26 protein-coding genes are annotated in these 23362 nt (G+C 52.1%); 19 read left to right on the top strand and 7 right to left on the bottom strand.

Going from position 1 to position 23362, the window contains the following annotated elements:
- Window positions 1–2076 (bottom strand): YccS/YhfK family putative transporter, encoded by a 2076-nt coding sequence (locus H2P46_RS13990; RefSeq protein ID WP_193405615.1) that lies wholly within the window; start codon window positions 2074–2076, stop codon window positions 1–3.
- 57 nt (window positions 2077–2133) lie between these two features.
- Window positions 2134–2766 carry a cAMP-activated global transcriptional regulator CRP gene (gene crp, locus H2P46_RS13995; protein WP_000242758.1) on the bottom strand — a complete coding sequence of 211 codons (633 nt, stop codon included), beginning with the start codon at window positions 2764–2766 and terminating at the stop codon, window positions 2134–2136.
- 301 nt (window positions 2767–3067) lie between these two features.
- Here crp and H2P46_RS14000 point away from each other — a divergent pair, with 301 nt between their 5' ends.
- Window positions 3068–3472, top strand: a complete 405-nt coding sequence (locus H2P46_RS14000; protein WP_193405616.1) for an OsmC family protein — start codon at window positions 3068–3070, stop codon at window positions 3470–3472.
- Window positions 3473–3502: 30 nt separating this feature from the next.
- Here H2P46_RS14000 and H2P46_RS14005 read toward each other — a convergent pair whose 3' ends face one another.
- From H2P46_RS14005 to H2P46_RS14015, 3 genes are all read right to left on the bottom strand, one after another.
- Window positions 3503–4372 carry a phosphoribulokinase gene (locus H2P46_RS14005; RefSeq protein WP_193405617.1) on the bottom strand — a complete coding sequence of 290 codons (870 nt, stop codon included), beginning with the start codon at window positions 4370–4372 and terminating at the stop codon, window positions 3503–3505.
- A gap of 61 nt (window positions 4373–4433) precedes the next feature.
- Complete coding sequence (locus H2P46_RS14010) at window positions 4434–4652, bottom strand: YheU family protein (protein ID WP_193405618.1); 219 nt, start codon at window positions 4650–4652, stop codon at window positions 4434–4436.
- A 3-nt stretch (window positions 4653–4655) separates the two neighbouring features.
- Window positions 4656–5648, bottom strand: a complete 993-nt coding sequence (locus H2P46_RS14015; protein ID WP_193405619.1) for a hydrolase — start codon at window positions 5646–5648, stop codon at window positions 4656–4658.
- 84 nt (window positions 5649–5732) lie between these two features.
- Here H2P46_RS14015 and H2P46_RS14020 point away from each other — a divergent pair, with 84 nt between their 5' ends.
- The 5 genes from H2P46_RS14020 to tauD all read left to right on the top strand — a co-directional run bounded on the left by H2P46_RS14020 (window position 5733) and on the right by tauD (window position 9966).
- Entirely contained in the window at window positions 5733–6335 is a 603-nt protein-coding gene (locus tag H2P46_RS14020; RefSeq protein WP_193405620.1) for a LysE family translocator, read from the top strand.
- Between the two features lie 201 nt (window positions 6336–6536).
- Complete coding sequence (gene tauA, locus H2P46_RS14025) at window positions 6537–7517, top strand: taurine ABC transporter substrate-binding protein (RefSeq protein ID WP_193405621.1); 981 nt, start codon at window positions 6537–6539, stop codon at window positions 7515–7517.
- A 21-nt stretch (window positions 7518–7538) separates the two neighbouring features.
- A complete protein-coding gene (tauB, locus tag H2P46_RS14030; protein WP_193405622.1) occupies window positions 7539–8306 on the top strand; it encodes a taurine ABC transporter ATP-binding subunit in 768 nt (255 codons plus the stop codon).
- Complete coding sequence (gene tauC / locus H2P46_RS14035; protein ID WP_193405623.1) at window positions 8303–9130, top strand: taurine ABC transporter permease TauC; 828 nt, start codon at window positions 8303–8305, stop codon at window positions 9128–9130. Before tauB ends, tauC begins: the two co-directional genes overlap by 4 nt.
- A complete protein-coding gene (gene tauD / locus H2P46_RS14040) occupies window positions 9127–9966 on the top strand; it encodes a taurine dioxygenase (RefSeq protein WP_193405624.1) in 840 nt (279 codons plus the stop codon). Before tauC ends, tauD begins: the two co-directional genes overlap by 4 nt.
- Window positions 9967–10041: 75 nt before the next feature.
- On the opposite strand, the gene H2P46_RS14045 is transcribed toward tauD, so the two are convergent.
- A complete protein-coding gene (locus tag H2P46_RS14045; protein ID WP_193405625.1) occupies window positions 10042–11946 on the bottom strand; it encodes an ABC transporter ATP-binding protein in 1905 nt (634 codons plus the stop codon).
- Between the two features lie 110 nt (window positions 11947–12056).
- Between H2P46_RS14045 and kefG the strand changes: the two genes are divergently transcribed.
- The 4 genes from kefG (at window position 12057) to slyD (ending at window position 15376) form a co-directional block, all read left to right on the top strand.
- On the top strand, window positions 12057–12608 hold the full coding sequence (gene kefG, locus H2P46_RS14050; protein ID WP_193405626.1) for a glutathione-regulated potassium-efflux system ancillary protein KefG: 552 nt from the start codon (window positions 12057–12059) through the stop codon (window positions 12606–12608).
- Window positions 12608–14413, top strand: coding sequence for a glutathione-regulated potassium-efflux system protein KefB (gene kefB / locus H2P46_RS14055; RefSeq protein WP_193405627.1), 1806 nt, complete (start codon window positions 12608–12610; stop codon window positions 14411–14413). Before kefG ends, kefB begins: the two co-directional genes overlap by 1 nt.
- Window positions 14414–14436: 23 nt before the next feature.
- A complete protein-coding gene (locus H2P46_RS14060; protein WP_006120567.1) occupies window positions 14437–14631 on the top strand; it encodes a YheV family putative zinc ribbon protein in 195 nt (64 codons plus the stop codon).
- Window positions 14632–14827: 196 nt separating this feature from the next.
- On the top strand, window positions 14828–15376 hold the full coding sequence (gene slyD / locus H2P46_RS14065) for a peptidylprolyl isomerase (RefSeq protein WP_193405628.1): 549 nt from the start codon (window positions 14828–14830) through the stop codon (window positions 15374–15376).
- A gap of 63 nt (window positions 15377–15439) precedes the next feature.
- Here the strand turns inward: slyD and H2P46_RS14070 are convergent, their stop codons facing one another.
- Entirely contained in the window at window positions 15440–15658 is a 219-nt protein-coding gene (locus H2P46_RS14070) for a protein SlyX (protein WP_193405629.1), read from the bottom strand.
- A gap of 277 nt (window positions 15659–15935) precedes the next feature.
- Here H2P46_RS14070 and fkpA point away from each other — a divergent pair, with 277 nt between their 5' ends.
- The 9 genes from fkpA to tuf all read left to right on the top strand — a co-directional run bounded on the left by fkpA (window position 15936) and on the right by tuf (window position 23210).
- Entirely contained in the window at window positions 15936–16766 is an 831-nt protein-coding gene (gene fkpA / locus H2P46_RS14075; RefSeq protein WP_193405630.1) for an FKBP-type peptidyl-prolyl cis-trans isomerase, read from the top strand.
- A 165-nt stretch (window positions 16767–16931) separates the two neighbouring features.
- A complete protein-coding gene (locus H2P46_RS14080) occupies window positions 16932–17654 on the top strand; it encodes a helix-turn-helix transcriptional regulator (protein WP_193405631.1) in 723 nt (240 codons plus the stop codon).
- Entirely contained in the window at window positions 17654–18037 is a 384-nt protein-coding gene (gene tusD / locus H2P46_RS14085) for a sulfurtransferase complex subunit TusD (protein ID WP_193405632.1), read from the top strand. The genes H2P46_RS14080 and tusD overlap by 1 nt, the downstream gene beginning before the upstream one ends.
- Window positions 18037–18396, top strand: coding sequence for a sulfurtransferase complex subunit TusC (gene tusC / locus H2P46_RS14090; protein WP_193405633.1), 360 nt, complete (start codon window positions 18037–18039; stop codon window positions 18394–18396). Before tusD ends, tusC begins: the two co-directional genes overlap by 1 nt.
- A gap of 9 nt (window positions 18397–18405) precedes the next feature.
- On the top strand, window positions 18406–18693 hold the full coding sequence (gene tusB, locus H2P46_RS14095) for a sulfurtransferase complex subunit TusB (protein ID WP_193405634.1): 288 nt from the start codon (window positions 18406–18408) through the stop codon (window positions 18691–18693).
- 123 nt (window positions 18694–18816) lie between these two features.
- Window positions 18817–19191 (top strand): 30S ribosomal protein S12, encoded by a 375-nt coding sequence (rpsL, locus tag H2P46_RS14100; protein WP_003852912.1) that lies wholly within the window; start codon window positions 18817–18819, stop codon window positions 19189–19191.
- A 96-nt stretch (window positions 19192–19287) separates the two neighbouring features.
- Window positions 19288–19758 carry a 30S ribosomal protein S7 gene (gene rpsG / locus H2P46_RS14105; protein ID WP_013510774.1) on the top strand — a complete coding sequence of 157 codons (471 nt, stop codon included), beginning with the start codon at window positions 19288–19290 and terminating at the stop codon, window positions 19756–19758.
- A gap of 90 nt (window positions 19759–19848) precedes the next feature.
- On the top strand, window positions 19849–21957 hold the full coding sequence (fusA, locus tag H2P46_RS14110; protein ID WP_193405635.1) for an elongation factor G: 2109 nt from the start codon (window positions 19849–19851) through the stop codon (window positions 21955–21957).
- A gap of 68 nt (window positions 21958–22025) precedes the next feature.
- Complete coding sequence (tuf, locus tag H2P46_RS14115) at window positions 22026–23210, top strand: elongation factor Tu (protein ID WP_193405636.1); 1185 nt, start codon at window positions 22026–22028, stop codon at window positions 23208–23210.
- Window positions 23211–23362 lie beyond the last annotated feature (152 nt).

A 23362-nucleotide genomic window follows, 5' to 3' on the forward strand; every position in this document is an offset into this window, starting at 1 on the left:
TTAGCTTTTTCTTAAATGCCTGACCAGCCAGCGACCATGTTGTGGCCGCTGGCTCCATGCCAGAGACGAAATGGTATGCATCACATTCAGGTGTCCCAAAATGCGTTTTACATGCTGCTCCACAACCGTAATCGGCCCTTCATTGATATTTTCCGCCTCCTGTAGCACGTTGGTTTGTGAACCGTTACCGTCATATTCCAGCCGCTGCTGGCAGCGTTGCAATGCAATCTCGCACGACTGTAAATAGCGTTCCGCCAGCGCGGGTGTCAGCATAGTATGCTCGCGCGCGAGAATGGTCATGGCGTTGATGTGTTCTATAATGAACTGGCTATGCGTTACCCACATTCGCATATCTTTCAAATATTGAGAGTTGAAACCCGGCTCCTGCATCGCCTGATTCAGCGAGTTAAAGAGTGCATTGTGTGCCTGATTGACCAGTACGCGCTGATAAGCCAGCTTTTCAGCTGACTGTTCCGGGCCAAGCAACATGCGTAGTGCATCCTGATACGTTTCCAGCGCATCATGCGCGTTCTGGCGCAGCAAGCCGCTTTGCCACTGTGGCCAAAGCCACACCATGCCACCAAAGGCGATCAGGCAACCCATCAGGGTATCCATCAGTCGTGGTAGCAGGAACTGTGCGCCATTCAGCGACAGCAGTTGCAGTGAATATACCGCTGTGACGGTAAAACCAATGGTCGCCCAGCCATAAAATTTACGGGTAAACAGGTAACTGACGAAGGTGATAACGAGCATGATAAGCAGCACCAGCGATTCCGGTACGGCGAAGCGCAAAGTGGCAGCGGCAATCACTAAACCGGCAAATGTGCCGAGCGCGCGGTGTTGAATGCGTACCCGCGTAGCGCAGTAGCTATTCTGACTCACGAACATAATGGTCATCAGAATCCAGTAAGGTTTAGGAATATTGAAAAACATGGCCAGTGCGCTGCCCAACATCAGCATAACGGCAAAGCGGCCAGCAGTGCGCAGTGCAGCAGACTTGAAATTCAGATAACTACGCAGGGCGGGCAACAGCGGCAGGTGACGCTGACGATCGGCCATCAGGTCGCGCTGATAGAGTGGTTTTTGCGTGCGCAGTACGCGCGCGATACGGTTGAAATGATATAGACAAAAGTTACCGACCGGGTTATCAGGGTGCTGGCGTGCAATCTTTTCCAGCGCGCCAAGCTGTTTATCCATGGCAAAGCGGTCGGGCAGTTGATGATAAAGAATGTTATCCGCCAGCACCCGAAGCCGGGTCGAAATGGTTCTGGCATTCCAGCGGATCACCGCTTCCGCATGACTCTGCTCCACCAGCTTTTGCACCTCTTCCGGTTGATGCAGGCTGACAGAGATATGCTCCTGCAAATCCAATGCAACCTGAAAGGAACGCTTCAGGCGTTTATGGCTTTCATCGCCATTGGCCGACAACATATGCATCTGTTGATAACAGATGTTAATCAGATCGACCACTTTTTGTTGACGCGCCAGCAGCGGCGGCAACGCTTTTTCTGGATCGACGAATTGCGTCAGTAGCGTGTATTTCGCGTCGCAGTAATCGGCCAGCTCGCGATAGACCAGACTCAGGCTTTCACGCATCGGCTGCTCTTTCCACAGCCAGAACCAAAACCAGTTGAACAGGCCGTACCACAGCGTACCGCCAATATAGAGCAACGGCGGAACATACATCGGCATACGTCCCATCAGGCTCAGTGTGAAAATGGCGGCAATTAGCGAACCGGGCAGTAAACGCCCATGAAGCGGGCTGATTTCACCCGTCACGCCGAGCAATAAGGGCATGACAAGCAGAATGGCGGGTAGCGGAACGCCTTTCAGTGTCAGAAACTGCATAAGAAAACTGCCGAGCGCAAACAGGCTGCCGCCGACAATCAGGCGCTTAAAGAAGCGTTTATGGGGAGTATCGAGGCCAGCAATATTGCAGCAGGCAGGCACCAGCGAGAACAGCAGTCCCTTTTGCAGATCGCCAAACAGCCAGCCGAGTGCAACGGGCACGCAAAGGACCAGCGTCTGCCGCAGGGCGTAGTTAATTTCCGGATGATAGATGATTCGACGCCACATCAGCTCAGCGCAAATAATAACGGCGTGATGTTGCCATCACGCCGGGAGTGACAGGAATTAGCGGGTGCCGTAAACGACGATGGTTTTGCCGTGTGCTGAGATCAGGTTCTGATCTTCCAGCATCTTCAAAATACGGCCCACGGTTTCACGTGAGCAACCAACGATTTGGCCAATTTCCTGACGAGTAATTTTAATTTGCATGCCGTCGGGATGCGTCATGGCGTCTGGCTGTTTGGCCAGATTAAGCAGCGTTTGCGCAATGCGTCCGGTAACGTCAAGGAAAGCGAGGTTACCCACTTTTTCTGACGTTACCTGTAAGCGACGCGCCATCTGCGACGACAGTCGCATCAAAATATCCGGGTTTACCTGAATCAACTGACGAAATTTCTTGTAGGAAATTTCTGCCACTTCGCACGCGGTTTTCGCACGTACCCAGGCGCTACGTTCCTGACCTTCTTCAAACAGGCCAAGCTCGCCAATAAAATCGCCTTGATTCAAATAGGAGAGAATCATCTCTTTGCCTTCTTCATCTTTGATCAGAACCGCAACGGAACCTTTCACGATGTAGTAAAGCGTTTCAGCCTTTTCACCTTGGTGAATCAGCGTACTTTTGGATGGATATTTGTGAATATGGCAATGGGACAGGAACCATTCGAGTGTAGGGTCTGTTTGCGGTTTGCCGAGAACCATTCGCTATTATCCTCTGTTGTAATCGTGCCCAAAATACAGGGGACAATTTCCCTGTCAGGCGATGAAAGCTTCAAGCATTTTCCATTCTGGAAATTATTCGGGCTGCATTTGGCGCATGGCGCTTAATTCTTCCCGGCTTCGTCATCAGGTGACGAAAAATATTTTCAGCTCTGTTTGTAACACAGCTTTTGCCGACTGTCTTGTGTTGTCTCGCTTCAGCAAAGGGCGGATTTCTCTGGATTGCTGTTTACCAGGTGAAAGCGTACTCTGACGCAAATGATCAGGTTATGGAGGCTATATCATGCAGGCAAGAGTGAAGTGGGTTGAAGGTCTGACATTTCTTGGCGAATCGTCGTCGGGCCATCAGGTAGTGATGGACGGTAACGCTGGCGATAAAGCGCCCAGCCCGATGGAGATGGTGCTGATGGCAGCAGGGGGATGCAGCGCGATTGATGTGGTGTCCATTTTGCAGAAAGGCCGCAATGATGTAGTCGAGTGTGAAGTCAAACTCACTTCCGAACGTCGCGAAGAAGCGCCGCGTATTTTTACCCATATTAATCTGCATTTTATTGTGAGCGGCAAAGCGCTGGCTGACAAAGCGGTGGCGCGCGCTGTTGACCTTTCTGCCGACAAGTATTGCTCGGTGGCGATTATGTTAGGTAAAGGTGTGGAAATCACTCACAGTTATGAAGTGACAGAACTGTAGTTGCCGGAGGCCGATTTGTGGCCTCCCCCCTTATTCAATACGTTTGCCTTCCATGAGCCGTTTGACCAGCGGCCCCATAATTAACTCCATCGCCAGCCCCATTTTGCCACCCGGAACAACCAGGGTATTGATATGCGAGATGAACGATCCTTGCAACATCGCCAGCAGATAGGGGAAATCAATATCTTCAAGCGCCTGGAAATGGATAACCACAAAGCTTTCATCCAGCGACGGGATGCTGCGTGCGGCAAACGGATTTGACGTATCCACAGTGGGAACGCGCTGGAAGTTAATATGGGTGCGAGAAAATTGTGGCGTGATGAAGTTAATGTAATCTTCCATTGAGCGCACCACCGAATCCATTACGGCTTCACGAGAATGGCCGCGCTCGCTGGTATCACGTACCAGTTTTTGGATCCATTCCAGGTTCACAATCGGCACTACGCCAACCAGCAAGTCGACGTTTTCGGCCACGTTGTGTTGCGCGGTCATCACGCCGCCATGCAGCCCCTCATAAAACAGAATATCGGTATTGGCTGGCAGTGGCTGCCACGGCGTAAAGGTGCCGGGCACCTGATTCCACGGCACCGCTTCGTCATAGGTATGCAGGTATTTACGCGACTGACCCTGACCACTTTTACCATATTCAATAAAGGTTTGTTCCAGCAGACCAAAATCATTGGCTTCGGGGCCGAAATAACTGACATGACGTCCCAGATCGCGCGCTTTGCGGATAGCCATGTCCATTTCAGGTCGCGTGAAGCGATGAAAACTGTCGCCTTCAAGTTCTGCCGCGTGCAGATCCCACTGCTGGAAAATCTTACGGAAGGCGAGGCTGGTGGTAGTGGTTCCTGCTCCGCTGGAACCGGTCACTGCGATAATTGGATGGCGGGCAGACATAGAAAAGCTTCCTGTGAGGTCGGGCGAAGAGCATTGTTAGCATGAATTCCTCGTTAACGCATTAGCCACGAAATTCATTGCGCGGCATGATATTTACCGTTTCATGCAGTTCGGACCACACTAATAGCACTTCGCCGCGCTCAAGCTGGCGGCGTACGTCAGCGACTTTGTCTTCCAGGCTGCGTTCATGCTCGCCATAGTCGGTTCCTTCGCGCAGCACGAAGGTTTCAATCAGATTTTCGAGGGTTTCGGGTGAAACCTCTTGCCAGGGAATAATCACAGATTAGCCATCCAAAAAAGGTGAAAGCCATTGTGGCACGCGCTGTTCCAGCCACAGTTGTGGCTGGAACAGCGTACCGCCAACAAATCCAACGTGGCCGCCATGCGACGTCATTTGATAAGTAATAGTGGCAGATAATTGGTTTTTTCGCGGGATCACGTCGCTACTCATAAACGGATCGTCTTTGGCGTGAATGATCAGCAGCGGTTTACGTACTGAATTTAATAGAGGCAAGGCGCTGGCGCGACGATAATAGTCGCCGGCATCCACAAAGCCATGCGCGCGTGCGGTAATAGCATCATCAAAATCGCGCAGACGGCGCAGCGCTTTGAGTTGGGTTAAATTCACCGGTAACGTTTCCGGCCATGCGCGTAGCTTGCGTTCAGCATTTTTTTTGAGTTGAGCCAGCAAATAGTATTGATAGAAGCGCGAAAATCCCTGCTCCAGCCGCAGGCTACAGGGTTCAAGCATCAGCGGCGCCGAAACAATGACACTAGCATCCAGCGCGGTATCCTCCCCTTGCTGACCCAGCAGGCAACCCAGCATATTGCCACCCAGCGAAAAACCTACTGCCGCTGTCGGAACGCGACCCCAGCGAGTGCGCAGCCATTGCAAAAAAAAGCGAGCGTCTTCCGTTTCGCCTGAATGATAAATGCGGTTGAGTCGATTGGGTTCGCCGCTGCAGCCACGAAAATGCATCACCACCGCCAGCCAGCCGCGTGCCTGACACCTCGCCATCAGCCCATGTATATAAGGGCTATAAAAGCTGCCTTCCAGGCCATGAAACAACACTGCGCGCGGCTTATGCTGTACCGGTTGTGGATCTTCGCTCCATGCCAAATCAACAAAGTCGCCGTCCGGCAGATCCAGCCGCTGCCAGTGCGGCTGCAAGGTGACATGGCGACGCAGCAGGCGTGGTAGCACGGTTTGCAGATGCGGATTACCGAAGCCAGCGAGTGCGATAAAGCGCTCATGCTGCTCATCCATAAATTTCATGTTGTAAAGCCTTGTCTGTTCCCTATCACACTGCTAGCTTCGATAGGTTTTTTGCTTGCCAGGGGTGAGGAGCACCCGATTTCCATGGAACTGAGTCTTTTTTTATCAATGTTGGGTTTTCTTTGGATCGCTGCGATCACGCCAGGCCCTAATAATATGTTACTCACCGCTTCAGGGGCCAATTTTGGCTTTCTGCGCACCATTCCCTTGATGATCGGCATCATGATCGGCATGCAGGTGATGCTATTGATGGTGGCGTTTGGAGTGGGTGGCTTAATCCTGCTTTACCCTTCACTGCACTTAATTCTGAAGATTGCCGGTAGCCTGTATCTGCTATGGCTGGCATGGAAGATTGCGACCGCGACTTATGAAAAGCTGGAAACCGATACGGCTCGTGTCGCCCCGATGCCTTTCTGGCAAGGAGGGTTGCTGCAATTGATCAATCCCAAAGCGTGGCTGATGGCGCTGGGAGCGGTGGCCAGTTTCAGTCTGGCGGGAGAGGCGTATCGCCATTCGGTGATGGCGATCAGTATCGGTATGTTTATTGTGAATCTGGTTTCAGGGGTGATCTGGATGGGTTTTGGCACCCTGATTGGCCGTATTCTGCGCAGCCGACGCGCCTGGACCCTCTTCAATGTAGCAATGGGGGTGTTAACCGCCGCCTGCGTATTATTAATCTGGCATTAAGCTCATGGGAAGCGCGTTCAACGCGTTTTCAGGACAACGCTTCCCGTCTTTTCTGACTGCTTTTGTATTTGCGAATTTCTTCTTAGTTTTGCAGATGATGATCTAAGAACTTATTTTTATTAGGGATAATTTTTAATTCCTTTGTGAAATTAATCGTTACAGGGAAACTGCCCGCATCGCAAAAAATTGGGGTGCAGCATCATGGCAGTGAAACGACGATTAACAGTTTTAGCAGCAGCACTGGCACTGCTGACTTTTCAGGCAGAAGCGGTGAATGTCACCGTGGCGTATCAAACCTCGGCTGAACCAGCCAAAGTAGCACAGGCAGATAACACCTTTGCCAGAGAAAGCGGTGCAACCGTTGACTGGCGCAAATTTGATAGCGGCGCGGGAGTATTGCGTGCACTGGCCTCTGGCGACGTACAGATTGGTAATATCGGCTCCAGCCCGTTAGCGGTAGCAGCCACGCAGCAGCTGCCGATTGAAGCTTTCCTGCTGGCTTCTCAGCTTGGCAATTCCGAAGCGTTGGTAGTGAAAAAGAGTATCGCCAGCCCGAAAGATCTGATCGGTAAACGTATTGCCGTTCCGTTTATTTCCACCACCCATTACAGCCTGCTGGCCGCGCTAAAGCACTGGGGCATTAAGCCGTCGCAGGTGCAGTTAGTTAATCTCCAGCCTCCCGCCATTATTGCCGCCTGGCAACGGGGCGATATTGATGGTGCATACGTCTGGGCGCCCGCCGTTAATCAGCTTGAGAAAGAGGGCAAAGTGCTGACTGATTCCTCACAGGTCGGAAGTTGGGGATCGCCAACCCTTGACGTGTGGGTGGTGCGCAAAGACTTCGCCGCGCAGCATCCTGACATCGTCACGGCTTTTGCCCGCAGCGCGCTTGAGGCGCAAAAAACCTACATCGCTAACCCTGAACAATGGCTGAAGCAGCCGGATAACCTGAATAAATTGTCACGTCTGAGCGGTGTGCCGGCAGCGCAAATACCCGGTCTGGTGAAAGGCAACACTTATCTCACCGCACAGCAGCAGGTTGAGCAGCTGAGCAAGCCGGTCAACACAGCAATTGTTGATACCGCGCAATTCCTGAAAGAGCAGGGGAAAGTGCCGCAGGCAGAAAGCGATTACAGCAGCTTTGTCACCACGCGTTTTGTTGCGCCATTAGCCAAACCGTAAGCCCACAGGTAAGGAGCAACCATGCTACGCATTTCGCATCTTAATGCCCGTTACGCTGGTCAACCCGTCTTGCAGGACATCAACCTGCAACTGGATAACAGTGAGCTGCTGGTTGTACTTGGCCCGTCTGGCTGTGGCAAAACCACGCTGCTCAACCTGGTTGCCGGCTTTCTGCCGGTTGAATCTGGCAGTATCACGCTGGATGGCAAGGTAATTAACGGACCGGGCGCAGAGCGTGGCGTGGTATTTCAGCATGAAGGGTTATTGCCATGGCGCAACGTGCTGGATAACGTTGCGTTTGGTTTGCAGCTGGCGGGCATGGCGCGTCAGGAACGCGAAATCATTGCGCGCCGACTGATTAAAAAAGTCGGGCTGGAAGGAGCGGAGAAGCGCCAGATTTGGCAGCTTTCCGGTGGTCAGCGCCAGCGCGTGGGTATCGCGCGTGCGTTGGCCGCCGATCCCCAACTGCTGCTACTGGACGAACCGTTTGGCGCGCTCGATGCCTTCACCCGCGAGCAGATGCAAACCCTGTTGTTAACGTTATGGCGTGATAGCGGCAAGCAGATTTTGTTAATTACTCACGATATAGAAGAAGCGATTTTCCTTGCCAGCGAACTGGTTCTGCTGTCTCCAGGCCCAGGCCGCGTTGTTGAGCGGCTCAGGCTTGATTTTGGTCAGCGCTTTGCCAGCGGCGAAGCGTGCCGCAGCATTAAATCCGATCCGACGTTTATCGCCCAGCGTGAATATGTGCTGAGCCGTGTTTTTGCGCAGCGGGAGGCTTTTGTATGAGCGCATTGATCAATGATAAAACGATACCATCGCGACGCCGCCTACGCTGGCCGCTTTCTACCCAGCTCAGCCTGAGCTTGCTAAGTGTCTGCATACTGCTGCTGATATGGTGGGGCGTGACGGCACTTGGCCTGATTGCGCCCCTGTTTCTGCCTTCGCCGCAGCAGGTACTGAGCAAGCTGTTGCTCATCGCCAGCCCACAGGGATTTATGGATGCCACGCTGTGGCAGCATCTGGCGGCCAGCCTGATGCGCATGCTGATTGCACTGCTGGCCGCAGCGGCGATCGGCATTCCGGTTGGCATCGCAATGGGCCTCAGTCCGGCGATACGCGGGTTGCTCGATCCGCTGATTGAACTGTATCGCCCGGTGCCCCCGCTGGCGTATCTGCCGCTGATGGTCATTTGGTTTGGCATTGGTGAAACTTCGAAAATCCTGCTGATTTACCTGGCGATATTCGCCCCGGTCACGCTATCAACGCTGGCAGGCGTTCGCAATGCACAGCAGGTGCGTATTCGTGCTGCCCAGGCGCTGGGAGCCAGTCGCTGGCAGATCCTGCGCTGGGTTATTTTGCCGGGGGCTTTGCCAGAGATTTTGACCGGGCTACGTATTGGCTTAGGGGTTGGCTGGTCAACGCTGGTCGCTGCCGAACTGATTGCTGCCACGCGTGGGCTTGGATTTATGGTGCAGTCAGCTGGAGAATTCCTCGCCACCGATGTGGTGCTGGCTGGTATTGCCGTTATTGCTTTAATCGCCTTTAGCTTAGAGCTCGGGCTTCGCGTGTTACAGCGCCGCCTGACACCCTGGAATGGAGAACAACCATGAACGAACGTCTGAACATCAACGCGCTGGGTCCGTACATTGGTGCGCAAGTGACGAATCTTGATTTGGCTCGCCCGCTTAGCGATGCGCAGTTTGAGCAGCTTTATCATGGCTTGCTGCGCCATCAGGTGCTGTTTTTGCGCGATCAGGTGTTGGCGCCTGAACAACAGCGCGCCCTGGCGATACGCTTTGGCGATCTGCATATTCATCCGGTGTATCCACATGCCGAAGGCGTGGAAGAAATTATCGTGCTGGATACGCATCAGGATAATCCACCTGACAATGATAACTGGCACACCGACGTTACCTTTATCGAGACACCGCCTGCGATAGCGATTTTAGCGTCAAAGGTATTACCGGAATTTGGCGGTGATACGTTGTGGACCAGTGGGATTGCAGCCTATGAAACGCTGTCTGCGCCGATCAAAAGTTTGCCTGACGGTTTGCATGCCGAGCACGATTTCAAAAAATCATTCCAGGAATTTAAATATCGTAAGTCTGAGGAAGAGCATCAGCGCTGGCAGCAAGCGGTGGAGAAGCACCCGCCAGTGCAGCATCCGGTTATTCGTACGCATCCGGTGAGCGGCAAAAAAGCGCTGTTTGTTAATGAAGGTTTTACCACGCGAATAGTGGATTTGAGCGAGAAAGAGAGCGAGGCGCTGCTGGGATTTTTATTTGCGCATGTGACCAGGCCGGAGTTTCAGGTGCGCTGGCGCTGGCAGCCGAATGATGTGGCGATTTGGGATAACCGTGTGACGCAGCATTATGCCAATGCGGATTACTATCCAGCGAGAAGGGTGATGCATCGGGCGACGGTGCTGGGAGATAAACCTTTTTAAATTCTTCATACCGGGCGACGGCTGCGTTGCGTTTGTCGCCCGGTATGAAGAGGTTGAGTTGCGCGAACGGTAGCGTCAGCTTGCCATGAGTTGTTCTAACTTCTCCTGCGCATCCAGCCACGCCATTTCTACTTCTTCCAGCGCCGATTTGCTTTCAGCTTGCTGCTGTAGGGCGGTGGTTAAATCCGCTTTGCGGCTTTGATCGTAGAGCGCGCTGTCAGATAGCTGAGCTTCGGCGTCGGCCAACTGGTTTTGCCATTGGCTCATCTGTTTTTCCAGCTTCTCGATCTCTTTACGCAGTGGCTGAGTTTGTTTACGCAGCTCAGCTTCACGGCGCTTCTGATCTTTACGTGCCTGTGCACTGTTGCCGTTATCCTGCTTCGGTGCAGCGTCCTGTTGTGCCTGCTGTTTTTGCAGATCGCTTAACCATTGCTGATAGTCGTCCAGATCGCCGGGGAACACATCGACTTTGCCGTCGTGCACCAGGTAAAGATCGTCAGTAGTGGCGCGCAGTAAATGGCGATCGTGCGAGACCACGACCAACGCCCCTTCGAAATCAATTAAAGCTTCGGTCAGCGCCTGACGCATATCTAAATCAAGGTGGTTGGTCGGTTCATCAAGCAGCAGCAGGTTAGGGCGCTGCCAGACAATTAATGCCAGTACCAGGCGCGCTTTTTCGCCGCCGGAAAAGCGCTCGGTGATTTCGCTGACTTTATCTCCCTGAAAGCCGAAACCGCCTAAATAATCACGTAGTTGTTGTTCCAGAACGCCAGGCGCGATACGGGCGAGATGTTGCAGCGGTGATTCATCGGCGCGCAAAAATTCCAGCTGATGCTGGGCGAAATAACCCAGCTTGATACTCTTAGCCAGTCCAACTTCGCCCTCAATTGCTTTTATCTCACCGGCCAGCAGCTTAATCAGTGTCGATTTACCGGCACCGTTACGACCAAGCAAGCCGATGCGCGATCCTGGCACCAGGTTCAGTTTGATGGCATCAAGAATGATGCGATCGCCATAGCCGGCCGTGACCTTCTCCATCTTCAGTAGCGGATTGGGTAAGCTTTCCGGGGCGCGGAAACTGAAGCTGAACGGGTTATCAACGTGTGCGGGAGCAATCATCTCCATGCGTTCCAGCATTTTGATGCGGCTTTGCGCCTGTCTGGCTTTAGTGGCTTTAGCGCGGAAGCGATCGATATAATTCTGTAAATGAGCAACTTTTTCTTGCTGGCTTTCATACAGTGATTGCTGCTGCGCCAGTTTAGCGACGCGCTGGCGCTCAAATGAGGTGTAGTTGCCGGTATATTCAAACAGTGATTGCTGTTCGATATGGATAATTTTATCCACGACCGGATCGAGAAAGTCGCGGTCATGAGAAATCAGGATCAGCGTGCCTTCGTAGCTTTTCAGCCAGCGCTCAAGCCAAATAACCGCATCGAGATCGAGGTGGTTGGTTGGCTCATCAAGCAGTAACAAATCAGAACGGCAAATCAACGCCTGCGCCAGATTAAGACGCATCCGCCAGCCGCCAGAGAAATCGCTCACCGGGCGCTGTAACTGCTCCTGACTAAAGCCCAGACTGTGCAGCAGACTGGAAGCCCGAGCCTGTATGCTCCACGCCTGAACGGCATCCAGCTTACCGTGTAACAACGCAATAGCATTGCCATCGTTGCGTGTGTTGGCTTCGTCTAGTTCAGATGCAAGCTGGCGATATTCGCGGTCGCCATCAATAACATAGTCGAGCGCCGCTTTGCTCAAAGCCGGCGTTTCCTGATTAACCCAGGCCAGCGCCCAGTTGGCAGGAAAAGTCATGCTGCCGGCGTCACTGGTGATTTCACCTTTTAGCAGCGACAGCAGCGTGGATTTACCACAGCCGTTTTTACCTACTAATCCGACTTTTTGGCCTGGATTAATGGTGGCGGTGGCGTTGTCGAGCAAGACGCGGATGCCGCGGCGTATTTGTAAGGCAGAGAAGACAATCATAAGCGCCGTATCGTCAGAATATGTTAATTTACAGGCAACATAATAAGATTTTGCTGCGTCGTGCATGGTAGCGGAAATCTGTAGCAATGACGACGCTCTGGAGAACAACAATGTCGCAGCCACCGAAGATTTTACTGCTTTATGCCCACCCGGAATCACAGGACTCGATGGCTAATCGTATTTTGCTGCAACCGGCTCAGGCGCTGGAACATGTTACGGTCCGTGACTTATACGCAACGTATCCCGACTTCTTTATCGATATTCACCGGGAACAACAGCTGCTGCGCGAACATCAGGTGATTATTTTCCAGCATCCGCTTTATACCTACAGCTGTCCGGCGCTGCTGAAAGAGTGGCTGGATCGTGTTTTATCGCGCGGTTTTGCGAACGGCATTGATGGCAATGCGCTGGAAGGAAAATACTGGCGCAGCGTGGTGACTACTGGTGAACCTGAAAGCGCTTTTCAGCATCAGGGCCTGAACCGCTATCGTATGAATGACATTATGCGCCCGTTTGAGCTGACCGCGCAGATGTGTCGTATGCACTGGATGCCACCGATGATTGTGTACTGGGCGCGTCGTCAGAACACAGATGTGATGAAAAATTATGCCCGAGCCTATGGCGACTGGTTGGCGGCACTGCTACCGAACGGAGGATTGTAATGGCAGGACAAACGCTGCTGACCGCGGGGGTGATTTATCTGTTCGCGGCGGTACTGATTGTGCCGGTGGCGGCTCGCCTCGGTATTGGTGCAGTTTTAGGTTATCTGGTGGCTGGCATCGCCATTGGGCCGTGGGGATTAGGTTTTATCAGCGACGTTGACGAGATTCTGCACTTTTCTGAACTCGGCGTGGTGTTCCTGATGTTCATCATCGGGCTGGAGCTGAATCCCTCAAAGCTGTGGTCGTTACGTCGCTCAATATTTGGTGTGGGCGCTGCGCAAGTGATTTTCTCAGCGGCGATCCTTGGCGCGCTGTTATGGCTGGATCATTTTACCTGGCGGGCCGCGGTGATTGGCGGGATTGGTCTGGCGATGTCCTCTACCGCAATGGCATTGCAGCTGATGCGAGATAAAGGCATGAACCGCAGCGAAGCCGGACAGCTGGGCTTTTCGGTGCTGCTGTTTCAGGACATTGCGGTGATCCCGGCGTTGGCATTAATTCCGTTACTGGCGGGAACGGATAGCGGGCATATTGACTGGCTGAAGTTAGGTATGAAGGTACTGGCGTTTGCAGGTATGTTGATTGGTGGCCGTTATCTGCTGCGCCCTATTTTTCGTTATATCGCTGCTTCTGGCGTGCGCGAGGTGTTTACCGCCGCGTCGCTGCTGCTGGTACTGGGTGCGGCGCTGTTCATGGATGCGCTGGGTTTATCAATGGCGCTTGGCACATTTATTGCTGGCATCCTGCTGGCGGAAAGCGAATATCGCCATGAACTGGAAGTCGCTATCGATCCATTTAAAGGGTTGCTGCTCGGCTTGTTCTTTATTTCGGTCGGGATGGCGCTCAACCTCGGCGTGCTTTACACCCATATCTTCATCATTTTGTTGGGTGTACTGATTCTGGTTGCCGTGAAAACAGGGGTGTTGTATGGGCTTGGGCGTATTTTTGGCCTGCGTAGTTCGGAACGTCAGCAGTTTGCTGGGGTGCTGAGCCAGGGGGGCGAATTCGCGTTCGTGCTGTTTTCTGCTGCCTCATCCGTGAAGCTGTTTTCAGGTGATCAGCTGCCGATGCTGTTAGTGACAGTGACCTTATCAATGATGACCACGCCGCTGCTGATGCGAGGCATTGATCGGTTGCTGGCGCGCCGCTTTAACGAAGCTGACGATAATGCGGAGAAGCATTTTGTCGACGACGATCAACCGCAGGTCATTGTGGTGGGATTTGGTCGTTTTGGTCAGGTGATTGGTCGTTTGTTAATGGCAAACAATAAGCGAATTACCGTGCTGGAGCGTGATATTAGTGCGGTAAGCCTGATGCGTAAATACGGTTACCAGGTTTACTATGGTGATGCAACCGAGCTGGAGTTGCTGCGTGCAGCAGGTGCCGCTCAGGCCCAGTCCATCGTCATTACCTGTAACGAGCCGGAAGATACCATGACGATTGTTCATCTGTGTCAGCAGCATTTTCCACAGTTACAGATTCTGGCGCGTGCACGCGGACGTGTGGAAGCTCACGAACTGTTACAGGCCGGTGTGACACAATTCTCACGTGAAACCTTCTCCAGCGCGCTGGAGTTAGGCCGTAAAGCGCTGATGACATTAGGTATGCATCCGCACCAGGCTCAGCGTGCACAGCTGCACTTCCGTCGACTGGATATGCGCATGCTGCGTGAGCTTATGCCGAACCATGCTGATAGCGCCCAGGTTTCACGCGTGCGTGAGGCGCGTCGTGAACTGGAAGATATTTTCCAGCGCGAAATGCTGCAGGAGAAGCGTCAGCTGGATGGCTGGGATGATGATAAGTAATGAGATAAAACAGGCGGAACACGATGCGTAAACGTTTTATTGCCGGTGCGGTCTGTCCGCACTGTCAGGAAAAAGACACCCTGGCGATGTGGCGTGAAAATAATGTCGATGTAGTGGAGTGCGTGAAGTGCGGCCACCAAATGCGTGAAGCCGATAAACAGGCGCGCGATCAGGTTCGCAGCAATGAGCAAGTCATCGGGATTTTCCACCCAGAATAGCGGAATGGCGCAGCTTTTTTTAAGCTTAAACTTACAGCGAGATGGAATTCCGTTACAATTAGCGCCATTAACGCTGTGGTCGCGAGAGAAAGTCATTCACTCTCGTACTCAGCCCCGAACCTTTCTGGTTGGTGTTATTGCACGCAAAAATAGACCAATGAGACGGGATCACAGCTCTCAACGGTTAGGAGATATCATGAAAGTAGCAAAAGACCTGGTGGTAAGCCTGGCCTATCAGGTACGTACAGAAGACGGTGTGTTGGTTGACGAGTCACCGGTGAGTGCACCGTTGGACTATCTGCACGGTCATGGTTCCCTGATTTCTGGTCTGGAAAACGCGCTGGAAAATCACGTAGCGGGCGATAAATTTGATGTGCATATCCCGGCTAATGATGCATATGGCCAGTACGATGACAACCTGGTGCAGCGTGTACCAAAAGACGTATTTATGGGTGTTGACGAGCTGCAGGTAGGTATGCGCTTCCTGGCAGAAACCGATCAAGGTCCGGTTCCGGTTGAAATTACCGAAGTGGAAGACGATCACGTCGTGGTTGACGGCAATCACATGCTGGCAGGTCAGAACCTGAACTTCAATGTTGAGGTGGTTGCAATTCGTGAAGCCACCCCGGAAGAACTGGCGCATGGGCACGTTCACGGCGCTGATGGTCATCATCACGACCATGAACATGATCACGACCATGGTAAAGGTGGTTGCGGTACTGGTGGTTGCGGTTGCAGTCACTAAGCCAGATATGACGATTCAAGGCCACCTTTCGGTGGCCTTCCTTTTTTGACGGAGATGGCGTCATTAATAATGCGGTGGCGGCGTCTCTTCTGACTGAGAAGCCATCATTGAGGGTGCGCTGGCCTTTAGCTTATCCAGCAACAGACGCATCTGCTCACGCATTTTTCCCATTTCCAGCTCGTGCTGCACGACGGTATGGTTCAGCTGATCGATAGTTATTTCCTGAAAGGCCAGTTTGCTTTCCAGCATTTCAAGACGGTGTTCCCATTCGGATTGTTGCATGACCCCTCCTTATAAAATGGATGATGTGATTGGCGCAGGGTTTGATTCTACGGCCTGGACACACAGAATGACCCGATTTTTTACTATCCGCTGGCGTTACGCTTGAAAAACCCCTGTTGCGGCACCATTTCTGATGAAACTTTCTGATGCAAAAAAGGTCGGAGGTTAACCGCGTAATTACGTTGTGGGGGTGTTTGCCACTGCCACGTACAGTTATAGTGTGGACCTTTAGTCCGCAATGATTCCCGAGGTTAAAGGCTTCGGTTTTGGAGAAAGGATGAAATCACTGTTTAAAGTCACATTGTTAGCTACCACCCTGGCCGTCGCGCTGAATGCTCCGCTGGCAATGGCTGCCGAAACTGCCGCAGCACCGGCGGCGGCAGCGACGTCTGCACCTCAGGCTCCAAAAAATGCGGCCTTCAAAAATGAAGATCAACAATCCGCTTATGCGCTGGGCGCCTCGTTGGGTCGCTACATGGACAACTCCCTGAAGGAGCAGGAAAAACTGGGCATCAAACTGGATAAAGATCAGCTGATCGCTGGTGTTCAGGATGCATTTGGCGGCAAGAGCAAGCTGTCTGACACCGAGATTGAACAAACACTGCAAGCCTTCGAAAGCCGCGTGAAAGGCGCTGCCCAGGCGAAAATGGAAAAAGACGCGAAAGAGAATGCCGATAAAGGCGGAGCTTATGCGGCCAAATTCGCCAAAGAAAGCGGCGTGAAAAAGACGGAAAGCGGTCTGCTGTATAAAGTTGAGAAAGAAGGCTCCGGTGACGCACCAAAAGACAGCGACACTGTTGTGGTTAACTACAAAGGTACGCTGGTTGATGGTACTGAGTTCGACAACTCTTATACGCGTGGCGAGCCGCTGTCATTCCGTTTAGACGGTGTGATTCCGGGCTGGACCGAAGGGCTTAAGCACGTGAAAAAAGGTGGCAAGATCAAGCTGGTCATTCCACCACAGTTGGCTTACGGTAAAAACGGCGTGCCAGGCATTCCGGCTAACTCCACGCTGGTATTTGATGTAGAACTGCTCGACATCAAACCCGCGCCCAAAGCAGATGAAAAAGCGCAGGCACCTGCCGCTGCTGCGAAAAAGTCGCAATAATCTGTTCACCGCCGCCTCTGTGCGGCGGTTTCATTTCCGCATCACGACAAACCTCTGGCATAAGCGGGCGACATTTGCCAGACTAGCGCCTGCATAACTATCCCAATATTGAGTCTGCCCGAAAGACGCCGAGACAGGCTCCAGCCATTTAGGGTGATGTCTTCAATGTCTAATCCATTCAATCCTGGTGAACTGAGCGACTTCGATCTTCTGGAGCAGCGTCCGTTCGAGCAAAGCGATTACGATATTTTGAAATCGTACGAGGCCGTTGTTGATGGCCTGGCGATGTTAATTGGATCGCATTGTGAAATTGTCCTGCATTCGCTGGAAGATCTGAAATGTTCGGCGGTGCGCATCGCCAATGGTGAACATACTGGCCGCAAAGTAGGGTCGCCGATTACCGATCTGGCGTTGCGCATGCTGCACGATATGCACGGTGCAGACAGTAATGTGTCCCGCGCCTACTTTACCCGCGCCAAAAGCGGGGTATTAATGAAATCCGTTACCATCGCTATCCGTAATCGTCAGCAACGCGTTATCGGTTTGTTGTGTATTAACATGAATCTGGATGTGCCGTTCTCACAGATTATGTCGACGTTCATGCCGCCGGAAATGCAACAGGTGGATTCTAATGTGAACTTTGCCAGCTCGGTCGATGACCTGGTCATGCAAACGCTGGAGTTCACCATTGAAGAGGTGAGCGCAGATCGTAACGTGTCGAATAATGCCAAGAACCGCCAGATTGTGTTGAATCTTTATGAGAAGGGCATTTTTGATATTAAGGATGCTATTAACCAGGTTGCCGATCGCCTTAACATCTCCAAACACACCGTTTACCTTTATATTCGCCAGTTTAAAAATGGCGACTTTCAGGGGCAGGATCGTTAATGCGTTATGCCTTGCTGGTTACCGGTCCGGCTTATGGTACGCAGCAAGCCAGCAGCGCGCTGCTATTTGCCCAGGCGCTCTTAGCTGCGGGACATCAACTGGAAAGCATCTTTTTTTATCGGGAAGGCGTATTGAATGCTAATCAGCTAACCGCGCCAGCGAGTGATGAGTTCGATTTGGTGCGTGCCTGGCAGGCATTAAAAAAAGAGGGCGTGGCGCTAAATATTTGTGTCGCGGCGGCGCTGCGGCGTGGCGTAACCGATGCGCAAGAGGCGGAACGTCTTCAGCTGGCAGGAAGTAATCTACAGCCCGGCTTTGTATTAAGCGGTTTAGGCGCACTGGCAGAAGCCGCGCTGAGTTGCGATCGTATGGTGCAGTTTTAATGAATCGTGTGGCTTTTGTCTTTACCCGTGGTCCACATGGCAGCAGCGCAGGGCGTGAAGGACTTGATGCCGCACTGGCGACTGCCGCGCTCAGCGAAGAGATTGGCCTGTTCTTTATCGGAGATGGCGTGCTGCAATTAATGACGGGCCAGCAGCCTGATCTCATCTTTAGCCGCCATTATGCTGCGACCTTTGGCGTACTGGCGCTGTATGAGGTAGAAGAGTGTTGTCTCTGTCTGGATTCGTTAACCGCGCGAGGATTGTCTGCTGAGATGCCACGCGTGCTGGAGGTTGATATCCTTACTGCCGTCGCGCTGCGCCAGCAGCTAGAAAATTACGATCGCATTCTGACCTTTTAAGAGATTCTGATGCTGCACACCCTGATGCATTCGCCCGCTTATAGCGATCTTGATACCTTACTTCAGTTGCTTAATGCAGAGGATGATCTCCTGCTGATGCAGGATGGCGTGTTCGCTGCGCTAAGGGGCAGCGCTGCTCTGGCGCGTCTGTTGAGTTCAGCTGCAACAGTTTGGGTATTAGAAGAAGACCTGAAGGCACGGGGATTGGCTGGGCAAATTTCAACCGAAATACAGCCGGTGAACTATACTGGTTTCGTCGCGCTAACGGTAAAACATCCACAACAAATGGCCTGGTGACGCTGAAAACCTGGTTATTTCTTGACACCCTTTTGACACAGCCCTAAAATTCTGCCTCCTCGTAGTCTTACGAGGCGATTTATCACGTGTTTACGAAGCAAAAGCAAATCCAGGAGCTATTTAATGGCAACAGTTAACCAGCTGGTTCGCAAACCACGCGTCCGCAAAGTTGCAAAGAGCAACGTGCCGGCGCTGGAAGCTTGCCCGCAAAAACGTGGTGTTTGTACTCGTGTGTACACCACCACCCCGAAAAAACCAAACTCAGCACTGCGTAAAGTTTGCCGTGTGCGTTTGACTAATGGTTTTGAAGTTACCTCCTATATCGGCGGTGAAGGTCATAACCTGCAGGAACACTCCGTGATCCTGATCCGTGGCGGTCGTGTTAAAGACTTGCCAGGTGTGCGTTACCATACCGTTCGTGGCGCGCTTGACTGCTCAGGTGTTAAAGACCGTAAGCAGGCTCGCTCCAAGTACGGCGTGAAGAAGCCAAAGGCTTAATGGTTCTCCGTTAAGTAAGGCCAAACGTTTTAACTTAAATGTCAAACTAAACTCGTAGAGTTTTGGACAATCCTGAATTAACAACGGAGTATTTCCATGCCACGTCGTCGCGTCATTGGTCAGCGTAAAATTCTGCCAGATCCGAAGTTCGGATCAGAACTGCTGGCCAAATTTGTAAATATCCTGATGGTAGATGGTAAAAAATCTACCGCTGAATCAATCGTTTATACTGCGCTTGAGACCCTGGCTCAGCGTTCAGGTAAAAACGAGCTGGAAGCCTTTGAAGTAGCACTGGAAAACGTGCGTCCGACTGTCGAAGTTAAATCACGTCGCGTTGGTGGTTCTACCTATCAGGTACCAGTAGAAGTCCGTCCGGTTCGTCGTAATGCGCTGGCAATGCGTTGGATCGTAGAAGCTGCTCGTAAACGCGGTGATAAATCTATGGCTCTCCGCCTGGCGAACGAACTTTCTGATGCTGCAGAGAACAAAGGTACTGCAGTTAAGAAACGTGAAGACGTTCACCGCATGGCAGAAGCCAACAAGGCGTTCGCTCACTACCGCTGGTAATAGCCACGTAGTTGTTAAACCAGCGGGCGCTCAAACAGCCAACCCGCTGGGGTCGACTTACTTTGAACGTCCGAGAATCAGAGGAATCAAATGGCTCGTACAACACCCATTACGCGCTACCGTAACATCGGTATCAGCGCCCACATCGACGCCGGTAAAACTACCACTACCGAGCGTATCCTGTTCTACACCGGTGTTAACCACAAAATCGGTGAAGTACACGATGGCGCCGCGACCATGGACTGGATGGCGCAGGAGCAGGAGCGTGGTATTACCATCACTTCTGCTGCGACCACCGCATTCTGGTCAGGTATGGCTAAGCAGTTTGAGCCGCACCGCATCAACATCATCGACACCCCAGGACACGTTGACTTCACCATCGAAGTAGAACGTTCTATGCGTGTTCTTGATGGCGCAGTAATGGTTTACTGTGCAGTTGGTGGTGTTCAGCCACAGTCTGAAACTGTATGGCGTCAGGCTAATAAATACAAAGTTCCGCGTATTGCGTTCGTTAACAAAATGGACCGCATGGGCGCGAACTTCCTGAAAGTTGTAGGTCAGATCAAAACCCGTCTGGGCGCCAATCCTGTTCCGCTGCAGTTGGCGATCGGCGCTGAAGAAAACTTCACCGGCGTTATTGACCTGCTGAAAATGAAAGCTATCAACTGGAACGATGCTGATGCTGGCGTGACCTTCGAGTACGAAGAGATCCCTGCAGAAATGGCTGATCTGGCTGAAGAGTGGCACCAGAACCTGATTGAAGCGGCTGCAGAAGCCTCTGAAGAGCTGATGGAGAAATACCTCGGCGGTGAAGAGCTGACTGAAGACGAAATCAAAGCTGCTCTGCGTCAGCGCGTACTGAATAACGAAATCATCCTGGTGACCTGTGGTTCTGCATTTAAGAACAAAGGTGTTCAGGCGATGCTGGATGCTGTGGTTGATTATCTGCCTGCGCCAACTGACGTACCTTCAATTAACGGTATGCTGGACGACGGTAAAGATACACCCGCTGAGCGTCATGCTGATGATAAAGAGCCGTTCTCCGCTCTGGCATTTAAAATTGCGAATGACCCGTTCGTGGGCAACCTGACGTTCTTCCGCGTCTATTCTGGTGTGGTTAACTCAGGTGATACCGTACTGAACTCTGTTAAATCTCAGCGCGAGCGTTTTGGCCGTATCGTTCAAATGCACGCTAACAAACGTGAAGAGATTAAAGAAGTTCGTGCTGGCGATATTGCTGCTGCAATCGGTCTGAAAGACGTGATTACGGGTGATACGCTGTGTGATCCGAGCGCACCGATCATTCTGGAGCGCATGGAATTCCCAGAGCCGGTTATCTCTATCGCTGTTGAACCAAAAACCAAAGCTGACCAGGAAAAAATGGGTCTGGCTCTGGGCCGTCTGGCGAAAGAAGACCCGTCATTCCGCGTCTGGACTGACGAAGAATCTAACCAGACTATTATTGCTGGTATGGGTGAGCTGCACCTCGACATCATCGTTGACCGTATGAAGCGTGAATTCAACGTTGAAGCAAACGTCGGTAAACCGCAGGTTGCTTATCGCGAAACGATTCGTGAAAAAATTACCGATGTCGAAGGTAAACATGCGAAACAGTCCGGTGGTCGTGGTCAGTATGGTCACGTTATCATTGACCTGTACCCGCTTGAGCCAGGCGGTAAAGGCTATGAATTTACCAACGACATCAAGGGCGGTGTAATCCCTGGTGAATACATCCCAGCCGTTGATAAAGGCATTCAGGAGCAGCTGAAATCAGGTCCACTGGCGGGTTATCCGGTAGTTGATCTGGGCGTGCGTCTGCATTTTGGTTCATACCATGATGTGGACTCCTCCGAACTGGCGTTTAAACTGGCTGCATCTTTAGCGTTTAAAGATGGCTTTAAAAAAGCGAAGCCTGTTCTGCTTGAGCCTGTCATGAAGGTTGAAGTAGAAACGCCTGAAGAGAACATGGGTGACGTAATCGGTGACCTTAACCGTCGTCGCGGCATCATCGAAGGTATGGATGACACCGCAACGGGTAAGACCGTTCGCGCTCAGGTACCGTTGTCTGAAATGTTTGGTTATGCAACTGACCTGCGTTCACAGACTCAGGGCCGTGCTTCTTACTCCATGGAGTTCCTGAAGTACGCTGAAGCGCCGAACAACGTCGCTCAGGCCATTATTGAAGCTCGTAGCAAATAAGTCTACGGTTTAAAATTTGAACAGATGCCTTCGTCAAAGATGAAGGCATAACAGTAAGGAATATCGCCATGGCGAAAGAGCAATTTCAACGTAACAAACTGCACGTAAACGTGGGCACCATCGGTCACGTTGACCACGGTAAAACTACCCTGACTGCAGCAATCACTACCGTTCTGTCTAAAACTTACGGTGGCCAGGCTCGTGCGTTCGATCAGATCGATAACGCGCCGGAAGAAAAAGCACGTGGTATCACCATCAACACTTCACACGTTGAATATGAAACCCCGACCCGCCACTATGCGCACGTTGACTGCCCAGGCCACGCCGACTACGTGAAAAACATGATCACCGGTGCTGCGCAGATGGACGGCGCGATCCTGGTTGTTGCTGCGACTGACGGCCCAATGCCGCAGACCCGTGAGCACATCCTGCTGGGTCGTCAGGTTGGCGTTCCTTACATCATCGTGTTCCTGAACAAGTGTGACATGGTTGATGACGAAGAGCTGCTGGAGCTGGTTGAGATGGAAGTGCGTGACCTGCTGTCTGCGTACGACTTCCCTGGCGACGACACCCCAATCGTTCGTGGTTCTGCGCTGAAAGCGCTGGAAGGCGAAGCAGAGTGGGAAGCGAAAGTCGTTGAGCTGGCAGAGCACCTGGACACCTACATTCCGGATCCGGTACGTGCAATCGACCTGCCGTTCCTGCTGCCAATCGAAGACGTATTCTCCATCTCTGGTCGTGGTACCGTTGTGACCGGTCGTGTTGAGCGCGGCATCGTAAAAGTGGGTGATGAAGTTGAAATCGTGGGCATCAAAGCCACGGCGAAATCAACCTGTACCGGTGTTGAAATGTTCCGCAAACTGCTGGACCAGGGTCAGGCGGGCGAGAACTGTGGTGTTCTGCTGCGTGGTATCAAGCGTGAAGAGATCCAGCGTGGCCAGGTACTGGCTAAGCCGGGTTCAATCAAGCCTCACACCCAGTTCGAGTCAGAAGTTTACGTTCTGTCTAAAGACGAAGGCGGCCGTCATACTCCGTTCTTCAAAGGCTACCGTCCACAGTTCTACTTCCGTACAACGGACGTGACCGGCTCAGTAGAGCTGCCAGAAGGCGTTGAGATGGTAATGCCGGGCGACAACATCAAAATGGTTGTTACCCTGATTCACCCAATCGCAATGGACGAAGGTCTGCGCTTCGCAATCCGCGAAGGTGGCCGTACCGTTGGTGCGGGCGTTGTTGCTAAAGTTATCGCTTAAGTGTGATGTCCTAAATGGCCGTGAAAGCGGCCATTGCAACTGAGAAAAGAGCACTTCGGTGCTCTTTTTTTTATCTTTTAAGTGAAGGCGTATTACCCCACAAAACCTGGGTTTGAAATAAAAACCATTCGCATTTACACTGAGTATAGAAA

The sequence above is a fragment of the Mixta mediterraneensis genome, assembly GCF_014946725.1.
Classification (GTDB): Bacteria; Pseudomonadota; Gammaproteobacteria; order Enterobacterales; family Enterobacteriaceae; genus Pantoea; species Pantoea mediterraneensis.